21 protein-coding genes, 1 tRNA gene and 2 riboswitches are annotated in these 24,714 nt (G+C 37.9%); of the genes, 5 read left to right on the top strand and 17 right to left on the bottom strand.

The features are described from left to right. Window positions 1-7: 7 nt before the first annotated feature. The gene (locus KCTC52924_RS07130) at window positions 8-508 is read right to left on the bottom strand and encodes a GNAT family N-acetyltransferase (protein ID WP_251807196.1); all 501 of its coding nucleotides are present in this window, start codon (window positions 506-508) and stop codon (window positions 8-10) included. A 608-nt stretch (window positions 509-1,116) separates the two neighbouring features. On the opposite strand from KCTC52924_RS07130, the gene KCTC52924_RS07135 reads away from it, so the two are divergent. After that, window positions 1,117-1,193 (top strand) — tRNA-Ala (locus KCTC52924_RS07135). A gap of 115 nt (window positions 1,194-1,308) precedes the next feature. On the opposite strand, the gene KCTC52924_RS07140 is transcribed toward KCTC52924_RS07135, so the two are convergent. The 8 genes from KCTC52924_RS07140 to KCTC52924_RS07175 all read right to left on the bottom strand — a co-directional run bounded on the left by KCTC52924_RS07140 (window position 1,309) and on the right by KCTC52924_RS07175 (window position 6,503). Then, window positions 1,309-2,244, bottom strand: coding sequence for a transposase (locus KCTC52924_RS07140; protein WP_370671544.1), 936 nt, complete (start codon window positions 2,242-2,244; stop codon window positions 1,309-1,311). 43 nt (window positions 2,245-2,287) lie between these two features. Continuing rightward, on the bottom strand, window positions 2,288-2,629 hold the full coding sequence (locus KCTC52924_RS07145; RefSeq protein ID WP_370671490.1) for a transposase: 342 nt from the start codon (window positions 2,627-2,629) through the stop codon (window positions 2,288-2,290). A gap of 76 nt (window positions 2,630-2,705) precedes the next feature. After that, the gene (locus KCTC52924_RS07150) at window positions 2,706-2,909 is read right to left on the bottom strand and encodes a (4Fe-4S)-binding protein (RefSeq protein ID WP_251806039.1); all 204 of its coding nucleotides are present in this window, start codon (window positions 2,907-2,909) and stop codon (window positions 2,706-2,708) included. A 3-nt stretch (window positions 2,910-2,912) separates the two neighbouring features. Beyond that, window positions 2,913-3,488, bottom strand: a complete 576-nt coding sequence (locus KCTC52924_RS07155) for a TMEM175 family protein (protein ID WP_251806040.1) — start codon at window positions 3,486-3,488, stop codon at window positions 2,913-2,915. Then, window positions 3,485-4,378: a pirin family protein gene (locus KCTC52924_RS07160; RefSeq protein WP_251806041.1), complete on the bottom strand. Its 894-nt coding sequence runs from the start codon at window positions 4,376-4,378 to the stop codon at window positions 3,485-3,487. Before KCTC52924_RS07160 ends, KCTC52924_RS07155 begins: the two co-directional genes overlap by 4 nt. Window positions 4,379-4,398: 20 nt before the next feature. Then, the gene (locus KCTC52924_RS07165) at window positions 4,399-4,680 is read right to left on the bottom strand and encodes a GNAT family N-acetyltransferase (protein ID WP_251806042.1); all 282 of its coding nucleotides are present in this window, start codon (window positions 4,678-4,680) and stop codon (window positions 4,399-4,401) included. Window positions 4,681-5,166: 486 nt separating this feature from the next. Beyond that, window positions 5,167-5,691 carry a YceI family protein gene (locus KCTC52924_RS07170; protein WP_251806043.1) on the bottom strand — a complete coding sequence of 175 codons (525 nt, stop codon included), beginning with the start codon at window positions 5,689-5,691 and terminating at the stop codon, window positions 5,167-5,169. A 95-nt stretch (window positions 5,692-5,786) separates the two neighbouring features. Beyond that, window positions 5,787-6,503: a pirin family protein gene (locus KCTC52924_RS07175; protein ID WP_251806044.1), complete on the bottom strand. Its 717-nt coding sequence runs from the start codon at window positions 6,501-6,503 to the stop codon at window positions 5,787-5,789. Window positions 6,504-6,775: 272 nt separating this feature from the next. Between KCTC52924_RS07175 and KCTC52924_RS07180 the strand changes: the two genes are divergently transcribed. Next, window positions 6,776-8,884 carry a sigma 54-interacting transcriptional regulator gene (locus tag KCTC52924_RS07180; RefSeq protein WP_251806045.1) on the top strand — a complete coding sequence of 703 codons (2,109 nt, stop codon included), beginning with the start codon at window positions 6,776-6,778 and terminating at the stop codon, window positions 8,882-8,884. 128 nt (window positions 8,885-9,012) lie between these two features. Here the strand turns inward: KCTC52924_RS07180 and KCTC52924_RS07185 are convergent, their stop codons facing one another. The 5 genes from KCTC52924_RS07185 to KCTC52924_RS07205 all read right to left on the bottom strand — a co-directional run bounded on the left by KCTC52924_RS07185 (window position 9,013) and on the right by KCTC52924_RS07205 (window position 16,379). Further along, window positions 9,013-10,332, bottom strand: coding sequence for a DUF5074 domain-containing protein (locus KCTC52924_RS07185; RefSeq protein WP_251806046.1), 1,320 nt, complete (start codon window positions 10,330-10,332; stop codon window positions 9,013-9,015). 19 nt (window positions 10,333-10,351) lie between these two features. Further along, a complete protein-coding gene (locus KCTC52924_RS07190) occupies window positions 10,352-11,473 on the bottom strand; it encodes a hypothetical protein (protein ID WP_251806047.1) in 1,122 nt (373 codons plus the stop codon). A gap of 22 nt (window positions 11,474-11,495) precedes the next feature. After that, the gene (locus KCTC52924_RS07195; RefSeq protein WP_251806048.1) at window positions 11,496-12,635 is read right to left on the bottom strand and encodes a YncE family protein; all 1,140 of its coding nucleotides are present in this window, start codon (window positions 12,633-12,635) and stop codon (window positions 11,496-11,498) included. A 9-nt stretch (window positions 12,636-12,644) separates the two neighbouring features. Beyond that, entirely contained in the window at window positions 12,645-14,651 is a 2,007-nt protein-coding gene (locus KCTC52924_RS07200) for a TonB-dependent siderophore receptor (protein ID WP_251806049.1), read from the bottom strand. Window positions 14,652-14,749: 98 nt separating this feature from the next. Beyond that, window positions 14,750-14,933, bottom strand: a riboswitch (cobalamin riboswitch). A 180-nt stretch (window positions 14,934-15,113) separates the two neighbouring features. Continuing rightward, entirely contained in the window at window positions 15,114-16,379 is a 1,266-nt protein-coding gene (locus KCTC52924_RS07205) for a sorbosone dehydrogenase family protein (protein WP_251806050.1), read from the bottom strand. Window positions 16,380-16,533: 154 nt separating this feature from the next. Continuing rightward, a riboswitch (TPP riboswitch) is annotated at window positions 16,534-16,646 on the top strand. A gap of 59 nt (window positions 16,647-16,705) precedes the next feature. Here KCTC52924_RS07205 and pnuC point away from each other — a divergent pair. From pnuC to KCTC52924_RS07220, 3 genes are all read left to right on the top strand, one after another. Continuing rightward, entirely contained in the window at window positions 16,706-17,311 is a 606-nt protein-coding gene (gene pnuC, locus KCTC52924_RS07210; protein WP_251806051.1) for a nicotinamide riboside transporter PnuC, read from the top strand. Continuing rightward, entirely contained in the window at window positions 17,280-18,305 is a 1,026-nt protein-coding gene (locus KCTC52924_RS07215; RefSeq protein WP_251806052.1) for an acyl-CoA dehydrogenase, read from the top strand. The genes pnuC and KCTC52924_RS07215 overlap by 32 nt, the downstream gene beginning before the upstream one ends. An 85-nt stretch (window positions 18,306-18,390) precedes the next feature. Beyond that, window positions 18,391-19,101: an SDR family oxidoreductase gene (locus tag KCTC52924_RS07220; protein WP_251806053.1), complete on the top strand. Its 711-nt coding sequence runs from the start codon at window positions 18,391-18,393 to the stop codon at window positions 19,099-19,101. A 1-nt stretch (window position 19,102) separates the two neighbouring features. Here KCTC52924_RS07220 and KCTC52924_RS07225 read toward each other — a convergent pair whose 3' ends face one another. The 3 genes from KCTC52924_RS07225 to kbl form a co-directional block, all read right to left on the bottom strand. Further along, the gene (locus KCTC52924_RS07225; RefSeq protein WP_251806054.1) at window positions 19,103-21,853 is read right to left on the bottom strand and encodes a PD-(D/E)XK nuclease family protein; all 2,751 of its coding nucleotides are present in this window, start codon (window positions 21,851-21,853) and stop codon (window positions 19,103-19,105) included. A 203-nt stretch (window positions 21,854-22,056) separates the two neighbouring features. Next, on the bottom strand, window positions 22,057-23,397 hold the full coding sequence (locus KCTC52924_RS07230) for an OmpA family protein (RefSeq protein WP_251806055.1): 1,341 nt from the start codon (window positions 23,395-23,397) through the stop codon (window positions 22,057-22,059). A gap of 117 nt (window positions 23,398-23,514) precedes the next feature. Continuing rightward, window positions 23,515-24,708: a glycine C-acetyltransferase gene (gene kbl, locus KCTC52924_RS07235; protein WP_251806056.1), complete on the bottom strand. Its 1,194-nt coding sequence runs from the start codon at window positions 24,706-24,708 to the stop codon at window positions 23,515-23,517. Between the last annotated feature and the right edge of the window lie 6 nt (window positions 24,709-24,714).

Here is a 24,714-nt window from a genome sequence, read left to right on the forward strand (position 1 = left end):
ATGACTTTTATAATTTTAATTCGTAACAAATAAAAGGGTGTTCACTTTGTTTTGGAAAAAAAATACTACCCACTTTTTGGTAGCCCCGGGATTTATAGAAGGTGTTATTTCGTGTGTTTTGACTAAAAGTATCCAATCGCACCGATACTGAACCCTGATTTGCGGCATATTCCTCGGCGAAATCCATCAGAATTTTTCCATAACCTTTCTTTTGGTGTTTTGGATGTACGGCCAAGCGATGGATATACCTATTATTGTGGTTTGGGGTTAACCATGGAATTGAAAAATACTCCATATCCATATAGGATGAAATAACAATGATGCCTACGATATCTTGGTCCCCTTGCAACAAATAGAGTTCTCCCCTTTCAATATCCCTCTCAAATGCTTGAAGGGAGGGATAGCTTTCGTTCCATTGGTATATACCCTGTTCCACCATATTTTGTGCACAGGCTGCGGTGAGTTTAAGAATTTCGGGAATTTCCGATTTCTTTGCCAATTGAATCATGATTATGAGGGGTTTATTGAAATTGTAAATTTATAGTATTCATGTTTAATTGTCGGCCTTTGTGATACAAGAATATTTTCGGAAATATCTCGGTTTCCATAGGAGGGATATCTTGAAATGGTATAATAATCAATGAAGAGTATTCTAGTTCGCATAGGTGCTTCCGAAAATGAGGATATAACATTGCAATATGCAGTTGATATCACGACTGAAATAAATTGGTAAATTTGTGTGATTGAGGTGTGCTAATAGCCCCGGTACACAATTCTTTAGGCAAAGGAAAGCAGCGGCTAAATGAGCTGGTCAAAGAATATTTAAAGTCGACCATAGCAAGGGGTAAATGTCAAATGTGGACAAAAAAAATGGCCGTCTACAATGGTAATATTGCTGTGTTTTGGGGCCAATCATCCCGACCAGCTATTCGTTATTAGTAAAATAAGAGAGGTTTTTAAGAAATTATGGGAAAATAACACCATTTGGAAGTCGGAATTCTACTCACTTGTACCAGTTTTGGTGTTAAGTGTTAAAAAGGATTAAATATATTTGAAATAGCTGAAATTGTATTTTGATAATGCGATAAAAAGTATTTCCTTTGCAACGTTCTAAAAGGGGGATTAGCTCAGCTGGCTAGAGCGCTTGCCTGGCAGGCAAGAGGTCACCGGTTCGACTCCGGTATTCTCCACCAGAAAATATAAGGGTTTCAAGAGTTTTAACTTTTGGAACCTTTTTTATTTGCACTCAATTTTTTTGCTTTAGAAAACCTTTTAGGATCAAGCAATATTTTTGGGGAGTGCCATAAATTAGGCATATAATTTAGTTAGTCTAAACAAGAAAAACCTAACATCTCTTACCCCTCTGAACATTGCCCTGAACTCTTTAATTTTTGCATTAAAAGATTCCGCAGAAGCATTGGTACTCCTATTATTAAAATAGTTCAAAATCGGTTTGTAATGCATTTGTATAGACCTTGCTATGGTATTGAACGACTTAAAGTTTGAGTTTTCTACTTCGTTATACCAATGTGCCAATTTTAGTCTTGCTACATCCTTGTTCGTATTGTTTTCATAGATAAAGCATAATGCTTGGGCCAACTTATAAGCTTTTTCAATACTTGGGTATAGTTGAAATAATACTTCCGCTCTTTCTATTTGTCCCACAGTCCATTTGGTCTTTGATTTAAATAACAGATATCGACTTCTGGCCAGCAACTGTCTATGGGTATCTCCGTTAGTGAGAAGTTCTGGTCTATATGTTTTTTCTGTTTTCCGAGCTTCCTCAATGGCTTTGTTTTCCACTTCTATAACTTCCCATCTTAATCGGATACGTTCTTCCTGGACGGCTTCTGAGGCTAGTTTTTGGACATGAAATCTATCGGTCACGATTTCTGTTTTAGGAAAACATTTTTTAGCGATCAAATTCATATTTCCGGCCATATCGACAGTAACTTCTTTGACCATATTTCGTCTTTCCACAGGGATTTTATCAAGTACATTGATGACGTCATCCGCTTTAGTTCCCTTGATAATGGCCACTATACAACCTTTCTTTCCGTTAGCTCCTTTATTGGTTAAAATCGTATAGAGTTCACCGTTGGACAAAGAGGTTTCATCCAAACTTAAATAGTAACCTAAATTTTTTCCAAAGAGCAACCAATCTTGTGAATGTTTCTTTTGTGGCCAATCCTTGAAGTCGCTAAGATGGTTTTTGTAGTGATACTGTAGGGTTTTGCCATTAATTTTATAATAGTCGCCAAACCGTTTAGCGCTTACGGCATGGGTGTCAAGCGATACCTTTTAAAAAAGAGGCAAACTCGCTGGTTATCCGAGTGCCTTTAGCTATTAAATTCCAATCTCTTTTTATGATCTTTCCCGTATCCATAAGAGTCCAGCGCCTACGCTTTATATGGAGCAGTACCGATTTACCTCTTAAGGGGAAGTCCTCAACTGTTACCTCTGGCAGGAAGCCTTTGGACTGGGCTATTTCTGATTGGTGCTCTTTGGGGAGCACGTTCTTTTCTTCTAAGTAAAAATGAATCTTACCTTCTGATGATTTATGGCCTACAATTTCAAAGTAATCCAATACGCCTTCTGGCAACAAATACCGCACTAATTCTATATCCAAGATCTAATCTCTTTGTTGTCAAAGATAAAGATTCTCCCCAAGTTTTACGTTTGACCCACCTTTTATCAAAGTTTAGTTATTTTATACTTAAAGCTCCTGAAGGACATTTAGACACTTGGGCAATTAATTCTTCCGAAGTTGCATTTTCAGGTTTTATCCAAGGCCGGTCTTTCGGATTGTAAACCTTGGGCAATGTTTTAACACATATTCCCGAGTGAATACATTTTTCAGCCTTCCATAAAATGGTGATTTCTCCGTTTGAATATTCCTTAGTATCCATAGTCTACTCTTTTAGTGTTTTTTCTATTCTTGGGTCGGGTACAATCCACATAAGGGCGACGCCTAAATATATTACTAGACTTAATATAGGAAGAAAAAATGAGACCACAATACCTGCTAAATACAAGAAAAGCGAAATATTCATTCTTTTATCCTTGCTATAAACCTTTCCAACGTTGGAGTTTTCGCCCTCATTCTGTATAACACAATAGACCATAATTTTAAACGCTATGGCAGCCATAAACAACACCGCGCCATAGATGGCAGTCGGGTTATCTTCAAAATGGTTTTTTCCCATCCAATCTGTTGCAAACGGAAAAAGTGAAAGCCAAAACAGCAAATTTAGGTTAGCCCATAAGATTTTTCCATTTACCTTATTGACCGCTTGCAATAGATGGTGATGGTTGTTCCAATAAATTCCAACATATATAAAGCTTAAAACATAAGTAAGGAAAACCGGGAGTATTGGTTTTAAGGCTTCAAATGTATAGCCTTCTGGTGCACTCATCCCCAACACCATAATGGTTATGATGATGGCTAGTACACCATCACTAAAGGCTTCCAGTCTTCCTGTTGTCATAACCTGCGTGGTTTAGGAAGCGGTACATAGTCGTTTTCATCGCCAATTACTTTTGGAAAAGCTTTCAGGTTTTGATTTTCCCAATCCTTTTTGGCTTGTTCAATGATTTCCTTATCGGAATTCACGAAATTCCAATGGATGTAGCGTTCTTCCTCAAAAGGAATTCCTCCAAAAATATAGACTGTTGTTTCTGGTTCCATTTCAAAGGAGCACAAGGTACTATCTTTGGCGACTAATATTTGTTTAGGACCGTAATTGTAGCCGTCGGCATTAATGCTGCCATTTAAGATATACAAGGCGCTTTCACCATACAGGTCTTCGCCAATTGTGATCTGTTGTTTATCGGTACTTTTTATTTCTATAAAATACAGTTCACTATGCACAGGAACAGGGGATGTTCTGTCAAAAGCTTTACCAGCTATCAATTTAAATTGCGCCCCTTGTTCGCTCCAATGAGGAATGTCTTCTTCTGCAATATGCTCAAAGGTGGGCTCCATTTGTTCTAAATGCTTGGGTAATGCCACCCATATCTGCAAGCCGTGTAAAGTTTTTTCAGTATTTCGTAAATATTCAGGCGTTCTTTCGGAATGGACCACCCCTTTACCTGCAGTCATCCAATTCACCGCCCCTGGTTTAATCTCAACATCTGAGCCTAGGCTGTCTTTATGCTGGATGGATCCTTCAAAGAGATAGGTTAGTGTAGATAATCCAATATGCGGATGTGGCGCAACATCTAAGTTTTCTTTTTTGCTCATTTTAGCTGGCCCCATATGGTCTATAAAGCTAAAGGGACCCACAGCCCGTTTTTGCCTAAACGGTAACAAACGTCCAACCATAAAATTGCCGATATCGGCAGCGCGTTCTTCTATAATTAATTGGGTGTTTGACATATTTTTATTTTTTATTCACACTATTTCAAAACATCACGCATATCTTCAAGCTTTTTGAACATTGCATTAGCAAATGGACATAAAGGTAAAATCTTGATGTTTCTTTCTCGTGCCATTTCTACAATCTTATAAAGTAACTGCTTCCCGATGTCTTTTCCTTTAAATTCGGGTTCAACTTCTGTATGGTCTATAATGATGAGTTCTTCGCTTGCAATGGAATAGGTCATAATCCCAGCTCTTTTGTTATCCTCTCTGGCCATTGCAAAGCCTTTGTTGTCTCTTTCTTTTATTGTTATATCCATAATATAGGGATTAGAAATTTATTACTGATGTAAATACAAATTGGTACAATGTGTCGCCTTGTTTACTTTGTTGTAAGAGTGCCCCAGGAAAAATGATATTAGATTTAATTCAAAATTAATAAATTTATTGACTTGATATCTGGCAATAGCACCTAGTTGATTTCTAATAAACCGTTCATGGAAGGGGATCCAACATCAAGGCTAGATTACCTATTTTATCATTAGTGGAAAATGGCCAAAATGCCAACTAATCCAATTCAAGACCTACCTTGGCATTCTTACTTTTAATATAGGGATGGATATCCATTAAGTTTGTCGGACCAGAACATGCCACACGGTCAATTTCCATGTTAGTTTTTGTAGTTATTATTCCTTTTAGATCAGCTCGATAAAAGGTCAAGTATTTAGGCTGCTAGTGTTTGAAAAAAAATTGGGATTGGATTAATAATAAATCCAATCCCAATTAAACGTATTCATTCTTCTTAATTATGCCTTAATAAATTGTAAGTCGATAATTAGTTTTACAGTATCGCTAACCACAATACTACCTGCTTCAGTTACTGCGCTCCAAGTAAGATTGAAATTCTTCCTGTTAATGCTCCCAGTAGCTTCAAATCCTGCTTTTGTTTGTCCATAAGGGTCTACGGCAATACCATTGAAATCTACATTTAATTCAATTTCTTTGGTGACATCTCTAATGGTTAAATCTCCTGTTAGTGTGCTACCGTCATAAGATTTAGACTTGAATGTCATTTCAGGAAATTTCTCTGCGTTGAAAAAATCATCTGACTTTAAATGTGCGTCCCTATCTTTATTTTTTGTATTGATGGATCCTGTTTTTGCTGTGAAGCTGAAGTCTGCATCGACGAAATTTTCTGATTCAGTTTCAACTGTTGCATTAAAATCTTCAAAATGACCAGTTACTGTAGAAATCATCATGTGCTTTACTTTAAAGCTAATTTCAGAATGTGCTGTATCAATATTCCATTTTGTTTTTACTTGTGTTTCCATTTTTTTTCTTGTTTAAAAATTAATATTTGATTTATTTTGATAGTGGCAAACATTGTTGGCATAATCTATGGCCAAAAATGGTTATAATTAATTGTTTACATATTCATTGGAACTTCCATCAATAAGATTTCAGTATCGCTGTCTGCTTTTATGTCCAGCGTTTCTGTATCCCAGACTCCAAATCCATCTCTTTCGTTAAGGTCTTGACCATTTATAGTGGCATCTCCTTTTAAGATAAAAGCGTATACTCCATTATTGTCAGCATCGTTTAAACGGTATTGAAGTTCTTTGCCTTTATCTAGATTGGTCATATTAAACCAAGCGTTTTGGTGTGCCCAGATCCCTGCATCATCTGTATTAGGTGATAACACCTGTTGTAGTTTGTTTTTCCGGTCTGCTGTGTTTAGTGTTATCTGGTCGTAACGTGGTTCAACATTTTGTTTGTTTGGAATCACCCAAATCTGTAAAAACTTTACCGGCTTGTCCGGGTTGTTGTTGTATTCAGAATGCATTACTCCTGTACCAGCACTCATGACTTGAATGTCTCCTGATCTAATTATGGTTTCATTCCCCATATTATCTTGATGTTTTAAATCGCCTTCTAGGGGAATAGAAACAATTTCCATATCTCTATGAGGATGCGTTCCAAAACCTCTACTTTCTGAAACGGTATCATCGTTAAGTACTCGTAATACTCCGAAATTCATCCTTTCTGGGTCCTGGTAATTTGCAAAACTGAAGGTGTGTCTAGATTTTAGCCAACCGTGATCTGCATTTCCTCTTGTGTCTGATTTGTGAAGTACTGTTTTCATATTTTTTCACTTTTTTTTGTTGAAATATTATATACTGAACCTCCTTTTAACGTAATTGCACTTCCTGCAACTGCTTTTATTAAAAAGCCTTTACGTTTCTTAATGGATTCGTTTGGTATTTAATACGCTAATCTCATGCCAAACTCATAAATTGCTTAAATTCAGGCTATTGTATATTATTTTGGTAATTTTTTATTCTATTTTATAAGAAATTTCTATTATATGAGAAATATATTTGTATTTTGAGAGGGTGTTTAAAAAAAATTTAAGGGATGATACCAGAGTCGGAAGTAAAAGAATGGTTAGTTGAGACCTTGCCTTATGAAGTCATGTGGATGAACCAAGAAGGAGCTATTGTATATGCCAATACAAAATTTTGTAATCGTGTAGGTTATAAAAAGTCGGAAATACTAAAGCTTTCCATCTTTGATATTAATACCACGGCAACTAAAGAAAGCTGGAGGGACCATTGGGACCTAGTAAAATCTGACCGCACACATTACTTTAAAGCTACTCACAAGAATAGAGGAGGGAAGTTTTATGAAGTTGAGGTTTATGCTCAATTTTTCTCAAATAATAGAAAAAATTTAATATGTGCTATTGTAAATGATATTACGGACTCTAGCTTTTATAAAAATCTATTAGATAAGACGGAAACCATTGCTAATGTTGGGGGTTGGAAATTAAACTTACAAGATGGTTCGTTAATAACGACCACAGAGGCATTAAAAATATTTGATGCACAGGGTACTGAAGCGCTGGCCCCAGCAAATATAATCCATAGTTTTAAGGATAGCGAAAAAGTAAAAAGTCTTTTACGTGGTGTTATGAGAAAGGCCGCTTCTTATGATGTAGTATTGGAAACAAATGAAAATCCCTCTAGATTTATCAGAGCAGTAGCAAAACCTGTTTTAAAAGGCGATATGGTCTACAAAATACTAGGTGTTTATCAAGATGTAACGGAACAACAACGCAAAGAAAACGCGCTTCATTTATATAAGGCAGTAATCGATAATGCAGAGGATTTAATTTATGTATTAAATAGAAAAGGTGAATTCTTTCATTATAGTGAATCGGTCATAAAACAATTAGGCTATAGAAAAAAGGAGCTAGATAATGCCACTATTTATGATATAGACCCATCGGTAACGAAAGAGTGGTGGGCTTCGCATTTCAATGAAATTGTAGAGAAAGGTTCTTTGCGTTTTGAGTGGTTGGTTGTCCGAAAAGACGGCACAAAATTTCCTGTAGATATTACCGCCAATCATTTACGTTTTAATAATGAAGATTATAATTGTGCAGTAATTAGAAATGTTACGGATCGAAAAAAGCGTGATCTAAAGCTGTATGAGGCTTTAGAGGAAATTAAATCATTAAAAGATCGCCTTGAAATTGAAAACGAATATTTGCAAGAAGAAATAAGTCATAAAATAAATGCCGATAACATTGTTTGTAGGAGTGAGGTTTATGCAAAAGTACTAGAACAAGTAAATCTGGTAGCACCAACAGACACTACGGTTTTAATTACAGGAGAATCTGGAACAGGCAAAGAATTATTAGCAATTGCGTTGCATACCAATAGTCTACGAAAAAATAGACCACTCATAAAAGTTAATTGTGCCACTTTGCCGAAAGAACTTATCGAGAGCGAATTGTTTGGTCATAAAAAAGGGGCTTTTACAGGTGCCGTAGTAGACAAGCTTGGTAAATTTACCTTGGCAGATGGGGGGACTATTTTTCTTGATGAAATTGGTGAGATGCCAATAGATTTACAATCTAAATTATTGCGTGTTTTACAAGAAGGTGAATTTGACGAATTAGGTGGTTCAAAAACCATTAAAGTAGATGTACGAGTTATTGCTGCTACAAACCGAAAACTTGAGGAAATGATAAAAGAGGGTACTTTTAGAGAAGACCTTTATTATAGATTGAATGTATTTCCAATATACAATATTCCACTTCGAGATCGGAAAGAAGATATTCCCCTACTTGCGCAATTCTTTCTAGAGAAATATTCATCCAAAGCAGGGAAATCCTTTAAACGATTGGCTAAAAAAACAGTGGATGCTCTAATAGCCTATAATTTTCCAGGAAATATTAGAGAGTTAGAGAATTTAATTGAGCGCGCTGTTATCGTAGAAAGTGGTACAACATTAAATACGGGGAGTTGGATGCCTACAGAATCAAGAACTATCAATGAGACGGAACTTCTAACCTTCGAGGAGGTTCAAAGGCAGCATATCATCACTATTTTGAAGCACACCAAAGGGAAAGTAAGTGGTGTAAATGGAGCTGCCGGCATCCTTGATATGAATGCAAAAACCTTGTTTGCCAGGATGAATAAACTTGGTATTAAGAAGGAGACAATTTTTAGGGATTAAAATTCTGAAAACCAAATCGTAATTTATTATGGTTTTAACAAAAAATAGGAGCTTCAATTTCCAAATTGAAGCTCCTATACATAATATAACCAACGGAGCGGTTTTCTCTCTGATTGAGATGTTAAGTTTTAATGAAACACTGGAGCTGCTGGGAAATAATAACCCTCATAACTATTGGTCTTTTCTAGGTTACCAGAATCCGCATTGTAAAAATGAAGTTTATTATAGCTGAAGTTTTCTCCCCAGCCGTCGCGTACAGTTCGAACTATCAATTGGCCTGTATCAGGATTAAATCCAAGTCCAGTACCATAGAGCACCTCAGTATCCGGCAGTTTGATAAATGGTTCTTTTAATGAAACGAGTTCATCTTTATAGCGATAAATTTCATTTCCCCCACTAAAGGATCCGTTTTTAGCTATAAATACAGCGTTAGCACTGGCAGTTATGGAAGCGGGATGCCATGCTCCCCAACTACTGTTCGCTTTAAACCCTAGCTCTATTTCTTCAATTTCAAGCGTACTAGGATTAATTTTAACCAATTTAGTGCCCCCTGCTACCCAAATAGTATTGTCTTGAGTTTTTGCAAAACCTACAGCCATTCCGGGAATACGTTTTACTACTTCATAATTTGAGGCATTTAGAATAATTGCACCTTCTCTTTGGGATAAAACAAATATGTAGTCACCCGCTTTTGTCATATCTCCGATCTGCCCTGAAATTCCGGGTATAGTACCTTCAATTGCAAGGGTTTCAAGATCTATTTTGTGAATTCCATTGCTAGAACTTAACAACCCTTTGGTCTCTGAAATCCCTAAGAATGCTCGCCAATTATTTCCTGATTGAGATGGAATTCTTTGTTCTTCTAATAGGGAATAAGCATCAGAAACCACAACAGGACCTCCTGACTTACTAACCAGATATAACTTTTCATTAAACACGGTTCCAAACCCTAAGGTCGAATTTAACGGATATAAATCTTTAGTCGGATTTGTTTTCACAAAAACACTGTCTTCTATTTTTTGGGTGTCATAGCGGTAAAAGCCTACCGTCCCAGTACCATGCCCAAACCAGCCTTCATTAATCAGGTAAAACCCGTGTTCAAAAGCTCCCCAGGTGTGAATGTCGTACGTTAGGGAAGCTTCACCCCCTTCATTTTTCACCTCAAGACTTATTTGATTTGTTCCCCGCGCTTCAGGAGTAAAAATATATGTTGAATCGTTGCTAACTATTTCTCCGTCTACGATCCATTCAAAAATAGAATTCTTAGAATTACTTAATTTAGGGCTCAACAAAAGGTGTTCGCCCATGGTTATGGTATCTTGTAAATGTTGTGCGCCATCAATTGAAGGCGGATTTATACCCAACTCATCATCCGTGCTACATCCAATTATTAGGCTCGCAAAAACAATACTTATTAGGAATTTAAAAGAATAAAAATTATGCTTCATTTTAATTTATTTTAGATGATTATTTTTCAAGTAGACTTAAATCAGCAACACCAGTAATTTCGGTCGACAATTCTCCCAGCCAGCCCATATTGACCTGTACCCCTGTTTGAATCTTTATAAAATCAATTCCACTTAAATAAACGGCATTACCCTTTTCATCTATTGCATCGGCCAAATCTATTTGGTCTCCACCGCTGGTATTATCAGCATAACCGTATTCAAATGGCTTACTGGTGATATAAGAAGGATTACTCATATCGATATTGCTATCTGACAATAAAGTTCCAGAAATTGAATAGGAGTCTTCTATAATCCACTCTGGATAATATGCTTGCTTATGAAATGTGTTTTTCGCAATAAAACCAGTGTTCCCTTTGCTATCCTCCCATGCAACATCTTCTTCAGCCGTTTCTGGTTTAAAATAGGTGATCTTATAAGCTCTGTCTGTGCCTTCTAAAGCATGCGCACTCCCTTTAATTTCATACCAAATGTCATCTGGCAATCCATTGCCATTATCGTCTTGCATTACATAAACAACTCCAGGTTCAGAGAAAGTTGGCATGGCATTGCCATAGATAATTAGATCATTTTTATCTTCTTGATTAATTACGGTGTGATCAAAAGCATAACTTGCAGAGCCTCCCCAGCCTCCCAAGCTCACTAAGCCACGGCCTCCAATAATTCCTTCAGCACTTTCTAAGTTCCCTGGTTTTTTATTGATAAACTGACCGGGAGCTGGCTTATACTCTAAAAGATCAGACACAAAGGCAATACTGGCGTCAGTTATAGGCCTTAATTTAGCGTTAACCTTTATGGTGTATTCATAATTAAACGTACCGGCCTCATTAGAAGCTGCATAGGAAAGGATATAGTCTCCTGAATTTGTAGGTTCAAAAACATACGTATTAGAATTAGCCACAATACTATCTCCCAAAGACCATGTTTCGGCATAAACTGAATTATTTTTATTTGTTGTTGAGAATGTTGTATGCTCTCCAACACTAAGTTCAAGCTCTTTGTCTTGAATAGACATCGCAACTTCAGGCTCTATAAGGTCCATTTTGTCATTTTTAGAACACGACGTCATTAAAAAAGCAACACCAAAAAAGGCCGCGATTAGTTTGTTGTAATTTGTTTTCATTTTTTATTATTTAAGATTTATATTATTCGTGTTTAAAAGCAATATGTGCGGGTATATCACCCGTTTCAACAGACCATTTAAGACCTCCATCTGGAGTAAAACAATAGAGAGTGCCTGGCGTAACGTAATCTTTGGCGTCTGTGATTAAAACGTCCCCTGTTTCGGGATGAACTGCTATGCCATACGGCATTTCAATAAGATCTCTGTAATTTTCAGGAATAAAAGTTGTCTCCAGAAAAGTTTCTGTTCTAGTGTCCAGCATCCGGTATGAAATAGTATAATCTCCAGAAATATAGCTGAACGCTGTACTGTACATATAGGCGATATCATTATGAATGGTTAAATCGCTCACCCCGATATCGAAACTTTTTTTAACAGCTTCAGTTTTGGTGTCGATTACAAATAACTTTGAAGGAATCTCATAATAATCACCCCTCGAAGTCACATATAAGTCTCCTTCGCTATCTATGTTTAAGCGATGAAGGTTTACTGCCACGTCTATACGCTTGGTTTCGGTAAAATTATTGATATCAATTACAGAAATAGTAGATTCATAATCTGGGGGACTGTATCCTCCAGAGTTTGCAACGTAAATTTTACCGTTATACGCCGCAAGTTCTTCCGGTTGTCTGCCAACTTCAACACGACGCGTAATTTTCAGACTGGTGGTATCAATTTCGGCCACAATACCCTTGGGGGCATTGGGATCACCTATGCTCCCTAAATAACTACTTAAATAAGCTTTTCCGTTGTAAAAAGTGATGTGCCTACCATTATCTATGTCAATTTGTTTAATACGGGCACCCGTATCTATATTGAGCACTTCAACTTTGTTAGACGCATTGACAACGACATAAAGTTTTGAGCCATATATTCCCATTGAATTCCCAACATCTCCTAGTCCACCTACCAAGTTTGGATTGGCTTTACTGAATATATTTCTTTTATACGCCCCTGTTTCGTAGTCCATATAATCTAGCGAGGCTTTATTCATAGACATATTTCCTTCATTCAGTAGATAAAAGCCTTTCACTGCACCTAGGGGGTGGTCTGTCCCGCTTTCTCCAGGATGTTGAATATCGTCTTCCACAATGGGATCATCGGTCTGGCAAGAATATATTCCGAAGAAAATCACCAGTAATAAACAAAGTTTTTTTATCATTTTTTTACATTAAAATTCATAATTGAGGCTAAGACGAAATGACCTGCCGGGCATCGGGAAATTCTTTATGACAGCGTATTGCTGGTCTAAAATATTATTGAGTTCGAACCCTAGCTTTAAAGGGTTTTTAAAAACAAATGGAATAGCGTAATTGATCGACATATCATGCGTATACCACGGTTGTAAATAGTTGGAAGGGATGTTGGCTTTTTGGCTATAGCGTTCACCCGTATAAATAAAACTGTAATTGAGAGCGATATCTTTATAATCGACCATCATGCTTACCCCGCCACTATGTATGGGAACATAAGGGATTTGTTGTCCAAAGCTGCTTCCGCCGGGTGTTACATCTATAGATTCCTGAAAAGTATAGGTAAGGATTGTTGTATAATTAATAGTAGCACTAAATTTTCCTGAATTAGTAATTTTGGTTTCTATCCCATTTGTTTCTACTTCCCCAAGATTAAACATCGTCCATCTAAAAAGATTAGTGCCTGGAACTGCCACTATTTTATCGGTAATCCAGATTTTATAGATGTCGCTGGTTATGTTAAAAAACGTTTTACCAAATTCTTTCTGCCAGGAAAATCCCAAATTAATTTGGTCAGTATATTCGGGATCCAAAAATGTATTGCCCACAAAGGTGTAGTACAAGTCATTGAAAGTGGGCATTCTAAAAATATTCTTATAAAACCCACGAATTCTGAAGTCGGGAGAAGCAAAAGGTTGAAAATTAATTAGAAGGGACGGTGAATATTTCTGAAAATCATCTGCGGATTCATAATACTTAACCGATTCATAAATACTGGTACTTAATAGGCTAAGCTGTAGATTGAACCTGTCTAAATCTAAATTAGAAGCCAAGACGTTGAGCAGAGAACTTCTTTTCGGATAGGCAAATCGGTACAGATTGGCCTGCATGGTGTTATGTTGAAAATCAGTAGCAATACTCAAAGTCCAAAACGGTTTTATTTTATAGGTATTAACCAAGGACAGGTAATATTCTTGCTGGTCATATTTATTATCAAGAAATCCTTTTGTAGTCACAATTTCAGGATCCAAATACCTGGAGAAATCTTCAGTGTATTTACCTCGAACTTTAACAGCGTATTGAGGACCAAATCTATGCTTGTAGTCCGCCTGTAAAAAGTTATTTCTATCCCACAATCTTTGTGGACGTTTAAATCTATTGGCCACTATGGCTCCTGGCAAGCCTCTTTCAGAATTGTAATGGTAATACTTTAGGTTCCAGGTATCTTCATTTTTATGTTGTCCATGTAATGAAGCTTCCACGCGAAACGAGGAGATGTCGGCATTGTTTCTAACTGCAATAGTATCATAAATCCCATTGGAGTACTGAAATTTATACTTGCCATGGGCGTTTACCATTTCTGTGCTCAAACGGGCTGAAACCGATTTGTTTATCTTATAATTTACACTCAGTGATGGATTTAATAGGCCAAATGAACCCGTGCGGATTCCTGTTGCTAGATGATAATGCTGCCCGTTTGTAAATTTTGGACTTTTTGTTTTGAGATAGATGGTATTTGCTGAAGCATAGGATTTTGCGGATTGGAGCATTTCGCTACGTTGTCCCTGATAGAGGCTTACTTGCTCCATGTTTTCGAGAGAAAATTTTCCGAGGTCTACTTGGCCGTTCTGTGCATTACCTAACTGAATTCCATCGTAAAAAACACCCGTATGTTGGGAGCCCATACTTCGGACATTAACAGTTTTTATACCCCCAATACCTCCATAATCTTTTAATTGAACTCCACTAAAATACCTTAACGCATCAGCGACGGTTAGACTGTTGAGTTTCTTTAATTTTTCTCCTGAGAGGGATTGAACTGGAGCTGGGGAATTGTGAGCTTCGTGCCTATTTTTGTGGTGAATTAGGATTACTTCATTTAATTTAATAGGGACCAAAGTATCCTTCTTTTGAGCAAAAAGAACAATTGGACAGAGTAACAGTCCAAAAACTAGAATATATATGTATTTACAATACTTCCTCATGATCATAATGGTCATACGAGGAAGAAGAAGAAAGATAAACAGTCCCTTATTATAAAAGAGTTTATATAACTAATCCAAGCTTCAATCCCCGAAAGCCTTAAAGAATTATAAGAAATGGCAGGTGTTCTGACTTGCTTCATCCACCCGGCCTTCCCATCTAAAAAGAAAGTGACCATAATTGGGTTTCAACAAAAAGCTTACAGCTGCGGGACAGTTCTGGATTTTCACCAGATTCCCTTTTAATGCCTACAAAAGTGGGCAACCTTTTCTAAAAAATATTAATCTGCGAAACTAGTAATTCTTTTTAGAATTGCAGGTTTTTAAAAATGTTAATTTTGAAAGTTCCATTTGGAGTACTAAAAGCTGAGCATTTGGGACTAGTATAACTATGAATCTCAGCTAATCAAACAAAAAGGCTTCCAATTTCTTGGAAGCCTTTTTTGATTTGTATTGTTGTTGCGCTTAATGCGTGATTTTAAAAACGGTTCCGTTGAGGTCTTCCGTTACGTAAAGCTCCCCGTTGGGACCTTGGGCCAAACCACAGGGTCTGTATTTTATAGGGCCGCTGGGGTTGGCCAAATCTATTCCGGCGAAGTTGTCGGCGAATATCTCCCAGTCGCCTACCGGCTTCCCATCTTTAAAAGGGGCAAAGGCCACAAAGTATCCTTTTTTTAGTTCAGGAGATTGCCCGTGAAAGGCAATAAAGGCGCCATTTCTATATTTTTCGGGGAACATGGTTCCAGTATAAAACAAAAGGTCGTTGGGTGCCAAATGTGCTGGAAACGCCATAACAGGATCTATGGCTTCTTCGCCTGCCGTTTTTTCTCCGTCACCACCGTATTCCGGGGCGAGCATTTTCTGTTTCTTAAACTGATCATAATAGACGTAGGGCCAACCGGCATCATCGCCTTCATGCAATTCATATAGTACTTCAGCAGGCAGTTCCGCACTGTGCTTTGGGGTATAATGCTCAGGGTAATAATCATGAAAAGCTCCGCGACCATGGACCGCTGCAAACAGGGAGTTGGTCTTAAAATTCCAAGCTGTGGCCACGGCATTTTTAATTCCGGTGGCATATCGTTTTCCATCTGCCAAGGACTGATTTAGCTTGTTGGCATTAAATTGCCAAATTCCGCCAGCGGAATCTAGGATAGTACAGGGCATTATACCCTTGCCAGAACCTTCTTCGCGACAGGAATCGTTCCAAGAGCCTATGGTTACATAAATATTGGATTGGTCATCCATCACAAAAGATTTGGCATTGTCTATGCCTTTGTCCGCCATTCCGTCCACTATCTTTTCGGGATTATCAATATCAATAATTTCTTCTTTCTCGTTTAATTTGTAACGGTAAATCGCAGAATTGGAGGAGGTGTATAGATAACCGTTTTTTATCAGTATTCCGGTCCCTGGAAAATCACTAAACGCTATTTTGTCGTCAATAGTCCCGTCCTGGTCCGTGTCTTTTAATAGTACAATTCCCTTTTCATCTTTTAGGGTAGCCCTATTAATGTAAATATCTCCATTTTTGGAAACCGTCATATGTCTTAGGTTTCCTAAATCTTTGGCGATTACTTCAATAGAAAATCCATCGGGAATTACTATTGCCGTTTCATTTATTGGGGGTTGCACTTTGTTTTTGGAATTCTGTTTGCATTGGGTGCTGAATAATGCCAATATTGTAATTATGGACAAGGGTACAATACGTTTAGCAATAATGTTCTTCATAAAATTGATTTCAAGGATTTTAATAAGGAGCTAAAGATAGTATTAGAATTTAATTTATGAATGAAAATTTCAATATTGAAGTAAACGGTTTTGTGTTTTTATATAATTTTTCGCACATCCTTCTTAATTTATCCTCAGAATAATCATAGCTTTGCTGCCTTAATGGGGTGCTTGCAAATTGTAGTAGGCTGAGATGATACCCAAGAGTACCAAAACTCTGTACCTGATCCGGATAATGCCGGCGTAGGGATTTCTAATTATGGATTTGTAAATCTGTAATTCTTCTCTTGGTTCATCGTCCCGTTTCATTGCACAAAAAAAGAACAATGATTGAGGATTTTTTTACACAACTTACTTGGTTGGAAGCATTGGGCACGGCTTTCGGAATTGTACAGGTACTACTAGCAAGGAATAACAATGTTCACAATTATTTATTTGGAATAGTGGCCATTATACTGGGGATATATGTACTGTATCACTCCAAGCTCTATGCAGATATACTATTGAGTCTATATTATTTTGTAATGAGTATTTACGGCTGGGTGTATTGGAAATTTGGAAAGCAAAAAGAAGTAAGCCCGATTTCCATTTCCAACACAGGGGAACATGTAAAGGCCCTCTGGATCGTATTGGGCTGTTTTCTTTTGATGGCCTATTGGTTGAGGTACCATACCAATTCGGATGTTCCCTTTTGGGATGCCATTGTAGTTGCATTTGCCTGGGCAGGAATGTGGCTAATGGCCAAACGAAAATTAGAGAACTGGATCTATCTCAATATAAGTAATATCATCTCCATTCCCCTGCTTTTTTATAAAGGCCTTTACATTTATGCAGGCTTAACCATATTTCTATTTTTGGTTGGAACTTCAGGGTATTTAAAATGGCGAACAATTGTTAGAAATGAAAGACAAGAAGAATATAGAGCAGCTTAGGGCGCTCTGCTTTAATGCAGATCAGTTCCCTCCGGAAATTTTAAATTGGATCCAAAAGGAAAATCTTTGGAATCTTTGGGTTCCAAAAAACTTAGGCGGATTGCAAATGACTCTCGTGGAAGGATTGGGGCTACTACAGTCCTTGGCAAAGATAGACGGAAGTTTGGGGTGGACTGTAACCCTGTGCAGTGGTGCCAATTTTTTTGTTGGAAATCTGCAGCCTCAGGTGGCCCGTGAAATTTTTGGCGCTACGGAAACCCCAGTATGCTTTGGCGGTAGCGGCGGAGTGTTTGGAACTGCAGTAAAACAGGGTGATTTCTATACTATTTCTGGGAGATGGCATTACGCCACCGGAGCATCCTATCTTACTCATTTTACGCTGAACGCAAAGATTTTGGAGCATGGGGAGGAATTACGCAATAAGGATGGCTCACCCATGATTCGCTCTTTTCTACTCCCTAAAAATGAGGTAGAAATTTTGGAGAATTGGAATACCATGGGTTTAAAGGCATCTGTGACGCATTCCTTTGATGTAAAAGAGGTTGTGGTTGATGAAAAATACAGCTTTGTTTACAATCAGGTGAACCTAGATTATCCGATCTTTAAAATTCCATTTTCTGCTTTTGCCGATTTAACCCTATGGGCCAATTATATTGGAATGGCTGCGCATTTTCTTGAGGGTGCTAGTGGGCTTATAACCAAGGAACAGTTGGCTACTTTTGAAATGCGCCTTCAGCAGGCCAATATGAAAATGATCTCCTTTGCCCAGGCCATTGAAACTACTATTACGGATCAAAATTCGTATGCTGAGGGTTTTTTGCAACACATCCATTCTGAGGCTGTAGGCTCCGTTCAAACCCTAACCAATTCCATTATTGAAATTTATCCTTACTTAGGCGTTTCGGCTAGCCGAGAAAATAATCAACTTAATCAGATCTTTAGGGATTATTTCACGGCCACCCAACATCATATTTTTACCAGAAAGAATTCTTAAAACGGTGCTGATCATTTAAGAAAATTATAACGACTTATTTTTCGTCTTACTGACTTATAATTTTATCTTGAGCTAAAACAAACAAATGGAATTAAAAGGTAAAATAGCCTATATAACAGGTGGATCAAAAGGGATTGGGTACGGAGTGGCCCAAAAGCTGTTACAAGCAGGGATGAAGGTCGCGATAAGTGGCAGGAATCTTGAATCGGTAAGGGCAGCTGCCAAGCAATTGGGGTCTAAAGAAAATGTGTTGGCGATAGCGTCAGATGTCACTAAGCTTGAAGATGAGCATACTGCGATATCCCAGATAATTGCTGAGTGGGGAAGTTTAGATGTGGTGCTCGCCAATGCAGGAGTTGGACATTTTGCACCCATAGATGAGATTTCTGACGAACATTGGCATCAGATGATCAACACCAATCTCAATGGTGTTTTTCATACCTTAAAAGCTTCCGTAAGCGCTTTAAAACAGAGTAAAGGGTACTATATCACCCTAGCGAGTTTGGCAGGAACCAATTTCTTTGCCAATGGAGCTGGATACAATGCCAGTAAGTTTGGTGTAGTAGGGTTTACCCAGGCGGCTATGTTAGATTTAAGACAATACGATATTAAAGTTTCTACCATTATGCCTGGATCCGTGGCGACCCATTTTAACGGGAACGAACCTGAGGCGAAAGACGCATGGAAAATTCAACCTGAGGATATAGGTGATCTGGTTTTGGATCTCTTGCGCATGAATCCTAGGACCTTGCCCAGTAAAATTGAGGTAAGGCCAACCCGACCTGACAAAAAATAGGTTATACCTCTTTTTCTATTAAGGGAATTTCTGGATTACAGATTTCAGATATCAGTTTATTTAATACAGTGGTAAAAAGGGCAATAGTTTCTTGGGTAATTTTGTTATCCTTGGTTCTGCTGCCCTTTTTTTCCTTTGTAGCAAAACTCAGTACCCCAGAATTTAAATTCTTAAAGGAAATTATACCTGCCTCTATGATTTGGATCGGCTTAGTGTCGTTATACATAAGTGCGTAACAGAGGAGCTGAAAGGCCTTGCTATAATCATAGTCCGCTACAATGGTATCCCAGTCCACTATTTCTACCTGAGGTTGGGTCACTCTCCCAGTTTTGTAATCTATAATTCTTAGTATTCCATCCTTTTCATCAATTCGGTCCAGCTTACCCTTCAAACTAACCGGAAATTCCACACCGGGGACGGATAGGTGTATGCTCAGCTTTTCTTCAATTCCTAAAATTCGGATCTTATGTTGTTTTATCGCCTCCAATTCTAGTGTTAAAAAATTGCTGATATACCTAAGTACGACTTGATATGCTATTAGATTTTTTCCTCTGGAGATATCGCCTTCAGCAAAACTTTTTGCAAAATGGTGTAAGACGGTGGCTTTTACCTGCCCTTTCATGGTCTGGATCATAGTTTGATCTAGAATCTGGTTCAGATAAGGCTTGTAAAGATCTTCCAAGCTATCGTGCACAATGGTTCCAAAGGTATTGCTGGCAACAGTTTCTTCTACTTCCATAACATCGTCTATCCCCAGAAGATTCCTTTTATAGAAATCTATCGGATTCCGAATGTAGTTGCTCAATGAAGTGGGGGAAAAGCCTTTAGTTGCATGGTTCTTAAGCAACTCCATAAGAGCGCTGTCCTTGTTGATGGATTGTAAGGTTTTAAGGGTGGGGCGTATCTCTGAAGCGGCAATGATCTCTGTAATATCAGGTATTTTATTTTCGTCGGTAAGGAGCTGAGTCAATAACCTACTTTTTTCCCCACCTTCTAACACGTCGGGTTCGGTATTATACACTAGGTATATATTTTTTGCCCTTTGTAAAAGTCGATAAAAATGGTAGGTATATACAGCGTCCTTCTCCTTGTAAGTGGGAAGTTTGTAATACTTTTTTAGGTCGAATGGAATAAAAGAATTGTTCGATTTTCCCGATGGGAGTATGCCTTCATTGACAGAGGTTAAGATAATAGTTTCAAAGTCTAACGCCCTACTTTCTAACATTCCCATAATCTGTAATCCTTCCAAGGGCTCTCCTTGGAAATCCAAGGTCTCCTTTCTAAGAAGTTCTGTGTACAAACTTTCCATAGACCTTAGGTCATTTATAAAGGCATATTCTTCCACCATTTCCTGAAGTTGGTTAAAGAGCGAATAAAATTTGTAGAGATATTCTAAGCCAAGGGTGTCTTTGGACAATAAAAACGAATCTTTTAGCTGTAGTACAATCTTTTGGCAATTGACTAGGAAGTCGGACCCATTAGGTTTGTTTTCCAAGAAAATTAACTTTAAAAGGGTGTCTATTTCAGGAGAATCTGACTTTAGATTTTTGGGGTTCACAAAAGCCCAGTTGTTATTTTTTATGGTATCTATCAGTATAGTGGCGTGGTTTTTTTTGTTGTTCGTAAAGAGTATTTGAATATAAGGATGTGAAAGAAAGTCCAATATTTGTTGGAAATACCAACCTTGTGCATCCTTTTTAATTTGAAGGTCAAGATATTGGGAGAACAAGCTTGCCAAGGGCGTACTTGTTAAAGGGTAACCCATGGTAATATTTACGGTTTCAATTTCTTGGGGAATTGAGTTTAAGAGTGGGTTTAAAAGGTTTTCATCTCCCAGTATTATGGCAGTGTTTTTAAGGGTATCTGGATTTTCCTGCTGTATTTGCAATAATAGGTTGCCTACATATTTGGTTTGAGAAACATTTTTGGGTACCCCAATGATCTTAATATCCTTTTTATCGGAATAGTGATTGGTAATGCCTTTTAGGGGTTTGTTCTTTAGCCAAGGCCAGGTCTTTTGGTGTTGCCTTATAAAGTACCCCGCATCATGGATGGGGTCGTTAATGAAATAGGGGTCGCTATCCCAGAAAATCTCTGCCTTAGTTTTTGCTAGGATCTCTTGTATAATAAAAGATTCAGCTGTATTGAGGGCATTAAAACCAACAAAAATATGGGTTTTATTGCTGTTGTTCTCGAGGTATCGGGGCAATTGCTCACAGGCCGTTCGGTATATAAGTCCCTGATGACCTAGGTTTTTGGCTTTTAGCAATTGGTTAAAGGTGTTGTACAGTGGATTTAACTGATTCCAAAACTGAATATAATTGGATATAATTTCTGATTTATCCTTTTGAAGCGACCAATGGTTTATCTCCTGTATATCAGCCAAATAAGAGAAAATATCCTTTGTATCTATTAAATAGCGATCAATTTCATTAAAATCTTGAAGTAAGGTCTGGCCCCATTTGGCAAAAGTTGAAAAATTATCCTTTTGCTCCGTAGTAATGGATGAGTAAGCCTTGTACAAAGTGAATAATTGTTCTGGACTACTAGCTGTTTCCAACTCGGAGATATGCTCTACAAAGCTTTCTATACTATAGATTTTAGGTGCAAAAAGAGTTTTGTTGGAGGTTGTTGCCAAGGTGGTCCGCAGAACAGTCCCGGCCCTTTTACTGGGGAGTACCAATATTAACTCATCCAAGGAGGGGTAAGTGCTTAATAGATGGTCTACAAGCTGCTGAAGAAAACTTTTCACAAATGGTTTTTTTTGGCAATTAATATACAGGTTAAATATAGGGTATAGTATGCATTTAACATTGTTGTAGCTGGCTTAATATTATAGAGAAACTTTGTGTTGAGTAAAGATCTATTTGGAACTAATTGGCGTTTAAATATATTCCATAAAAAAAGCTCCGCGATTGCGGAGCTTTTAAATATAGTATTAAAAATAACTGGTGATTACTTTACCAAGTTAATTTCAACTCTTCTGTTTTGTGCTCTACCTTTAGAGGTATTGTTGGTAGCTATTGGCTTATCCTCACCGTAACCGATTGCAGATAATCTGAATTCTTCGATTCCTTTCTCTACCAAGAACGTTTTAACTGAAAGCGCTCTAGACTCAGAAAGTTTTTGGTTTAAAGAGTTGCTACCTACACTGTCAGTATGGCCTTCTACTGTAAATTTAGCAGTAGGGTACTCTTTAAGTATAGTGATAATGTCAACCATTACAGAAGTAGATTCTGCTTTGATAGAAGATTTCCCAGTATCAAATAAGATTGTTTTAGCAAATTCGTTCAATTGCTTCTGAACTTCTTCAGTAACCTCAGGACAACCTTGGTTAGCTACAGTTCCAGCAACATTTGGACATTTATCATCTTTGTCTAATACGCCGTCTCCGTCAGCATCAGCCCATGGACAACCTTTGTTTGCAGCAGGACCAGCTTCATTAGGACACTCATCATCCTTATCGGCAACACCGTCACCATCAGCATCAGGACAACCAGCTAAAGCAGCAAGACCAGCTTCGTTTGGACAAGCATCATCTTTGTCAGCAACACCGTCACCGTCAGAATCAGGACATCCGTTCAATTCTTTTGGACCAGCTTCGTTAGGACAAGCATCTTTGCTATCCTCAATACCGTCACCGTCAGAATCTGGACAACCGTTGAATGCTTCTAAACCAGCAACCTCAGGACAAGCATCATCTTTGTCGTATATACCGTCACCATCAGTGTCAGTACCACCAAATTTAATAGCTATACCAGCCATATGTTGGAAATGCTTAGTTAAATAATCTTCGAAAGCGTGCTTGTAAGAAGTTTGTAAAGTTAAACCGATGTTCTCGGTGAACCAAACATTAACTCCAACACCACCATTTACAGTACCAGCACCTATTTCATCAATCCAAGTATAACCACCACCTATTTCAACGAAAGGATCAATTACGGTGCTATTTAAGAAGTTATATTTTATGGTACCATCAACAGCGTAGTGAGACAAATCGTCAACACTTGTATCTCCTAATTTATCGATACGGTTCAAGGAACCTCTTGCGCCAATAGAAAAACCACTACCTACATACTTTGATACTCCAACATAAGAAATAGACGGAAGCATATTCCAATGGTCTGTTGCATTAAAGAATTCATTCCCAAAGCTACTGTAATCTTCAGTAGGGTAAACGTCAATTGCGTTTGCTCCGAAACTTACTTGCCATGGGTTATTCTCGTCTTGCGCTTGTACGTTGTTAGTACCTACGATAAGTAAGGCAACAACCAATAATTTGCTAAGATGTTTCATGTTCGATTTTTTAAGTTTATTTAAGTGTTTATTGACCACAAATGTAAGTTGTTAAATATTATTAACAAAATCATTATCTTAAAATTTTTAACGCTATTAATAGGAGAATAGCCTCAATTAAATTATTTTTAAGGTTTTTCCCACTTCAGTGAACGCCTTTATCGCATGATTAAGGTGCTCAATACTATGCGCAGCAGACAGTTGCACACGTATTCTTGCTTTTCCTTTAGGGACTACGGGAAAAAAGAAACCAATTACATATATCCCTTTTTCCAACAGCATTTCGGCCATCTGTTGAGATAATTTGGCGTCGTAGAGCATTACAGGGACAATTGCAGAGTCACCATCTATGATGTCGAAACCAGCTTTCTTTATCCCTTCCTTAAAGTATTTAGTATTTTGCTCCAATTTATCCCTTAGGGTGGTATCTTTTTCCAGCATTTCAAAAACCTTGATGGAGGCGCCTACTATTGCAGGGGCCAAGGAGTTGGAAAATAAATAAGGCCTAGAGCGTTGTCTTAATAGATCAATAATCTCTTGTTTTCCGGTGGTGTATCCGCCCATAGCTCCTCCCATTGCCTTGCCCAAAGTTCCTGTAATGATATCTATCCTCCCCATTACATTCTTTTCTTCCAAAGTTCCTTTGCCTGTTGGACCGATAAAGCCTGTTGCATGGCATTCATCTATCATTACCATGGCGTCGTATTGTTCTGCCAGAACACAGATTTCATCCAAGGGAGCTACTAGGCCATCCATAGAAAATACCCCGTCGGTCACGATCAATTTAAATCGGGCATTATCTGCATTGGCCTGTTTTAATTGCATTTCCAAATCCGCCATATCACTGTTGGCATATCGGTAACGTTTTGCCTTACACAAGCGCACACCATCTATTATGGAGGCATGGTTTAGTGAGTCCGAAATGATGGCATCCTCTGGGCCTAATAAAGGTTCAAAGACTCCGCCATTGGCATCAAAGGCTGCGGCGTATAATATTGTGTCCTCGGTGCCGTAGAATTCCGATATCTTTTTTTCCAATGTTTTATGGATGTCCTGAGTACCACAAATAAAACGCACGGACGACATTCCAAATCCATGGGAGTCTAAAGTGTCCTTTGCCGCCTGAATAACCTCTGGGTGGGACGAAAGTCCCAAATAGTTGTTTGCACAAAAGTTGATTACCTCCTGCCCAGTAGATATTTTGATTACCGCGTCTTGAGGGGAGGTAATAATTCTTTCCTCTTTGTAAAGTCCCGCTTCCTTAATGGCGGCCAATTCTTTCTGTAAGTGTAATTTGATATTTCCGTACATAATTAT

Source organism: Arenibacter antarcticus (assembly GCF_041320605.1).
GTDB classification, from domain to species: Bacteria; Bacteroidota; Bacteroidia; order Flavobacteriales; family Flavobacteriaceae; genus Arenibacter; species Arenibacter antarcticus.

Bases quoted from the DNA above. Each gene is read 5' to 3' on its own strand.
- KCTC52924_RS07190 (WP_251806047.1), bottom strand. From the start codon at position 11,473: ATGAAAACAAATTACAACAAACTAATCGCGGCCTTTTTTGGTGTTGCT.
- KCTC52924_RS07195 (WP_251806048.1), bottom strand. From the start codon at position 12,635: ATGATAAAAAAACTTTGTTTATTACTGGTGATTTTCTTCGGAATATAT.
- KCTC52924_RS07185 (WP_251806046.1), bottom strand. From the start codon at position 10,332: ATGAAGCATAATTTTTATTCTTTTAAATTCCTAATAAGTATTGTTTTT.
- KCTC52924_RS07160 (WP_251806041.1), bottom strand. From the start codon at position 4,378: ATGTCAAACACCCAATTAATTATAGAAGAACGCGCTGCCGATATCGGC.
- KCTC52924_RS07175 (WP_251806044.1), bottom strand. From the start codon at position 6,503: ATGAAAACAGTACTTCACAAATCAGACACAAGAGGAAATGCAGATCAC.
- KCTC52924_RS07205 (WP_251806050.1), bottom strand. From the start codon at position 16,379: ATGAAGAACATTATTGCTAAACGTATTGTACCCTTGTCCATAATTACA.
- KCTC52924_RS07215 (WP_251806052.1), top strand. From the start codon at position 17,280: ATGAAAGACAAGAAGAATATAGAGCAGCTTAGGGCGCTCTGCTTTAAT.
- KCTC52924_RS07150 (WP_251806039.1), bottom strand. From the start codon at position 2,909: ATGGATACTAAGGAATATTCAAACGGAGAAATCACCATTTTATGGAAG.
- pnuC (WP_251806051.1), top strand. From the start codon at position 16,706: ATGATTGAGGATTTTTTTACACAACTTACTTGGTTGGAAGCATTGGGC.
- KCTC52924_RS07170 (WP_251806043.1), bottom strand. From the start codon at position 5,691: ATGGAAACACAAGTAAAAACAAAATGGAATATTGATACAGCACATTCT.
- KCTC52924_RS07220 (WP_251806053.1), top strand. From the start codon at position 18,391: ATGGAATTAAAAGGTAAAATAGCCTATATAACAGGTGGATCAAAAGGG.
- KCTC52924_RS07155 (WP_251806040.1), bottom strand. From the start codon at position 3,488: ATGACAACAGGAAGACTGGAAGCCTTTAGTGATGGTGTACTAGCCATC.
- KCTC52924_RS07130 (WP_251807196.1), bottom strand. From the start codon at position 508: ATGATTCAATTGGCAAAGAAATCGGAAATTCCCGAAATTCTTAAACTC.
- KCTC52924_RS07230 (WP_251806055.1), bottom strand. From the start codon at position 23,397: ATGAAACATCTTAGCAAATTATTGGTTGTTGCCTTACTTATCGTAGGT.
- KCTC52924_RS07165 (WP_251806042.1), bottom strand. From the start codon at position 4,680: ATGGATATAACAATAAAAGAAAGAGACAACAAAGGCTTTGCAATGGCC.
- KCTC52924_RS07180 (WP_251806045.1), top strand. From the start codon at position 6,776: ATGATACCAGAGTCGGAAGTAAAAGAATGGTTAGTTGAGACCTTGCCT.
- KCTC52924_RS07200 (WP_251806049.1), bottom strand. From the start codon at position 14,651: ATGAGGAAGTATTGTAAATACATATATATTCTAGTTTTTGGACTGTTA.
- kbl (WP_251806056.1), bottom strand. From the start codon at position 24,708: ATGTACGGAAATATCAAATTACACTTACAGAAAGAATTGGCCGCCATT.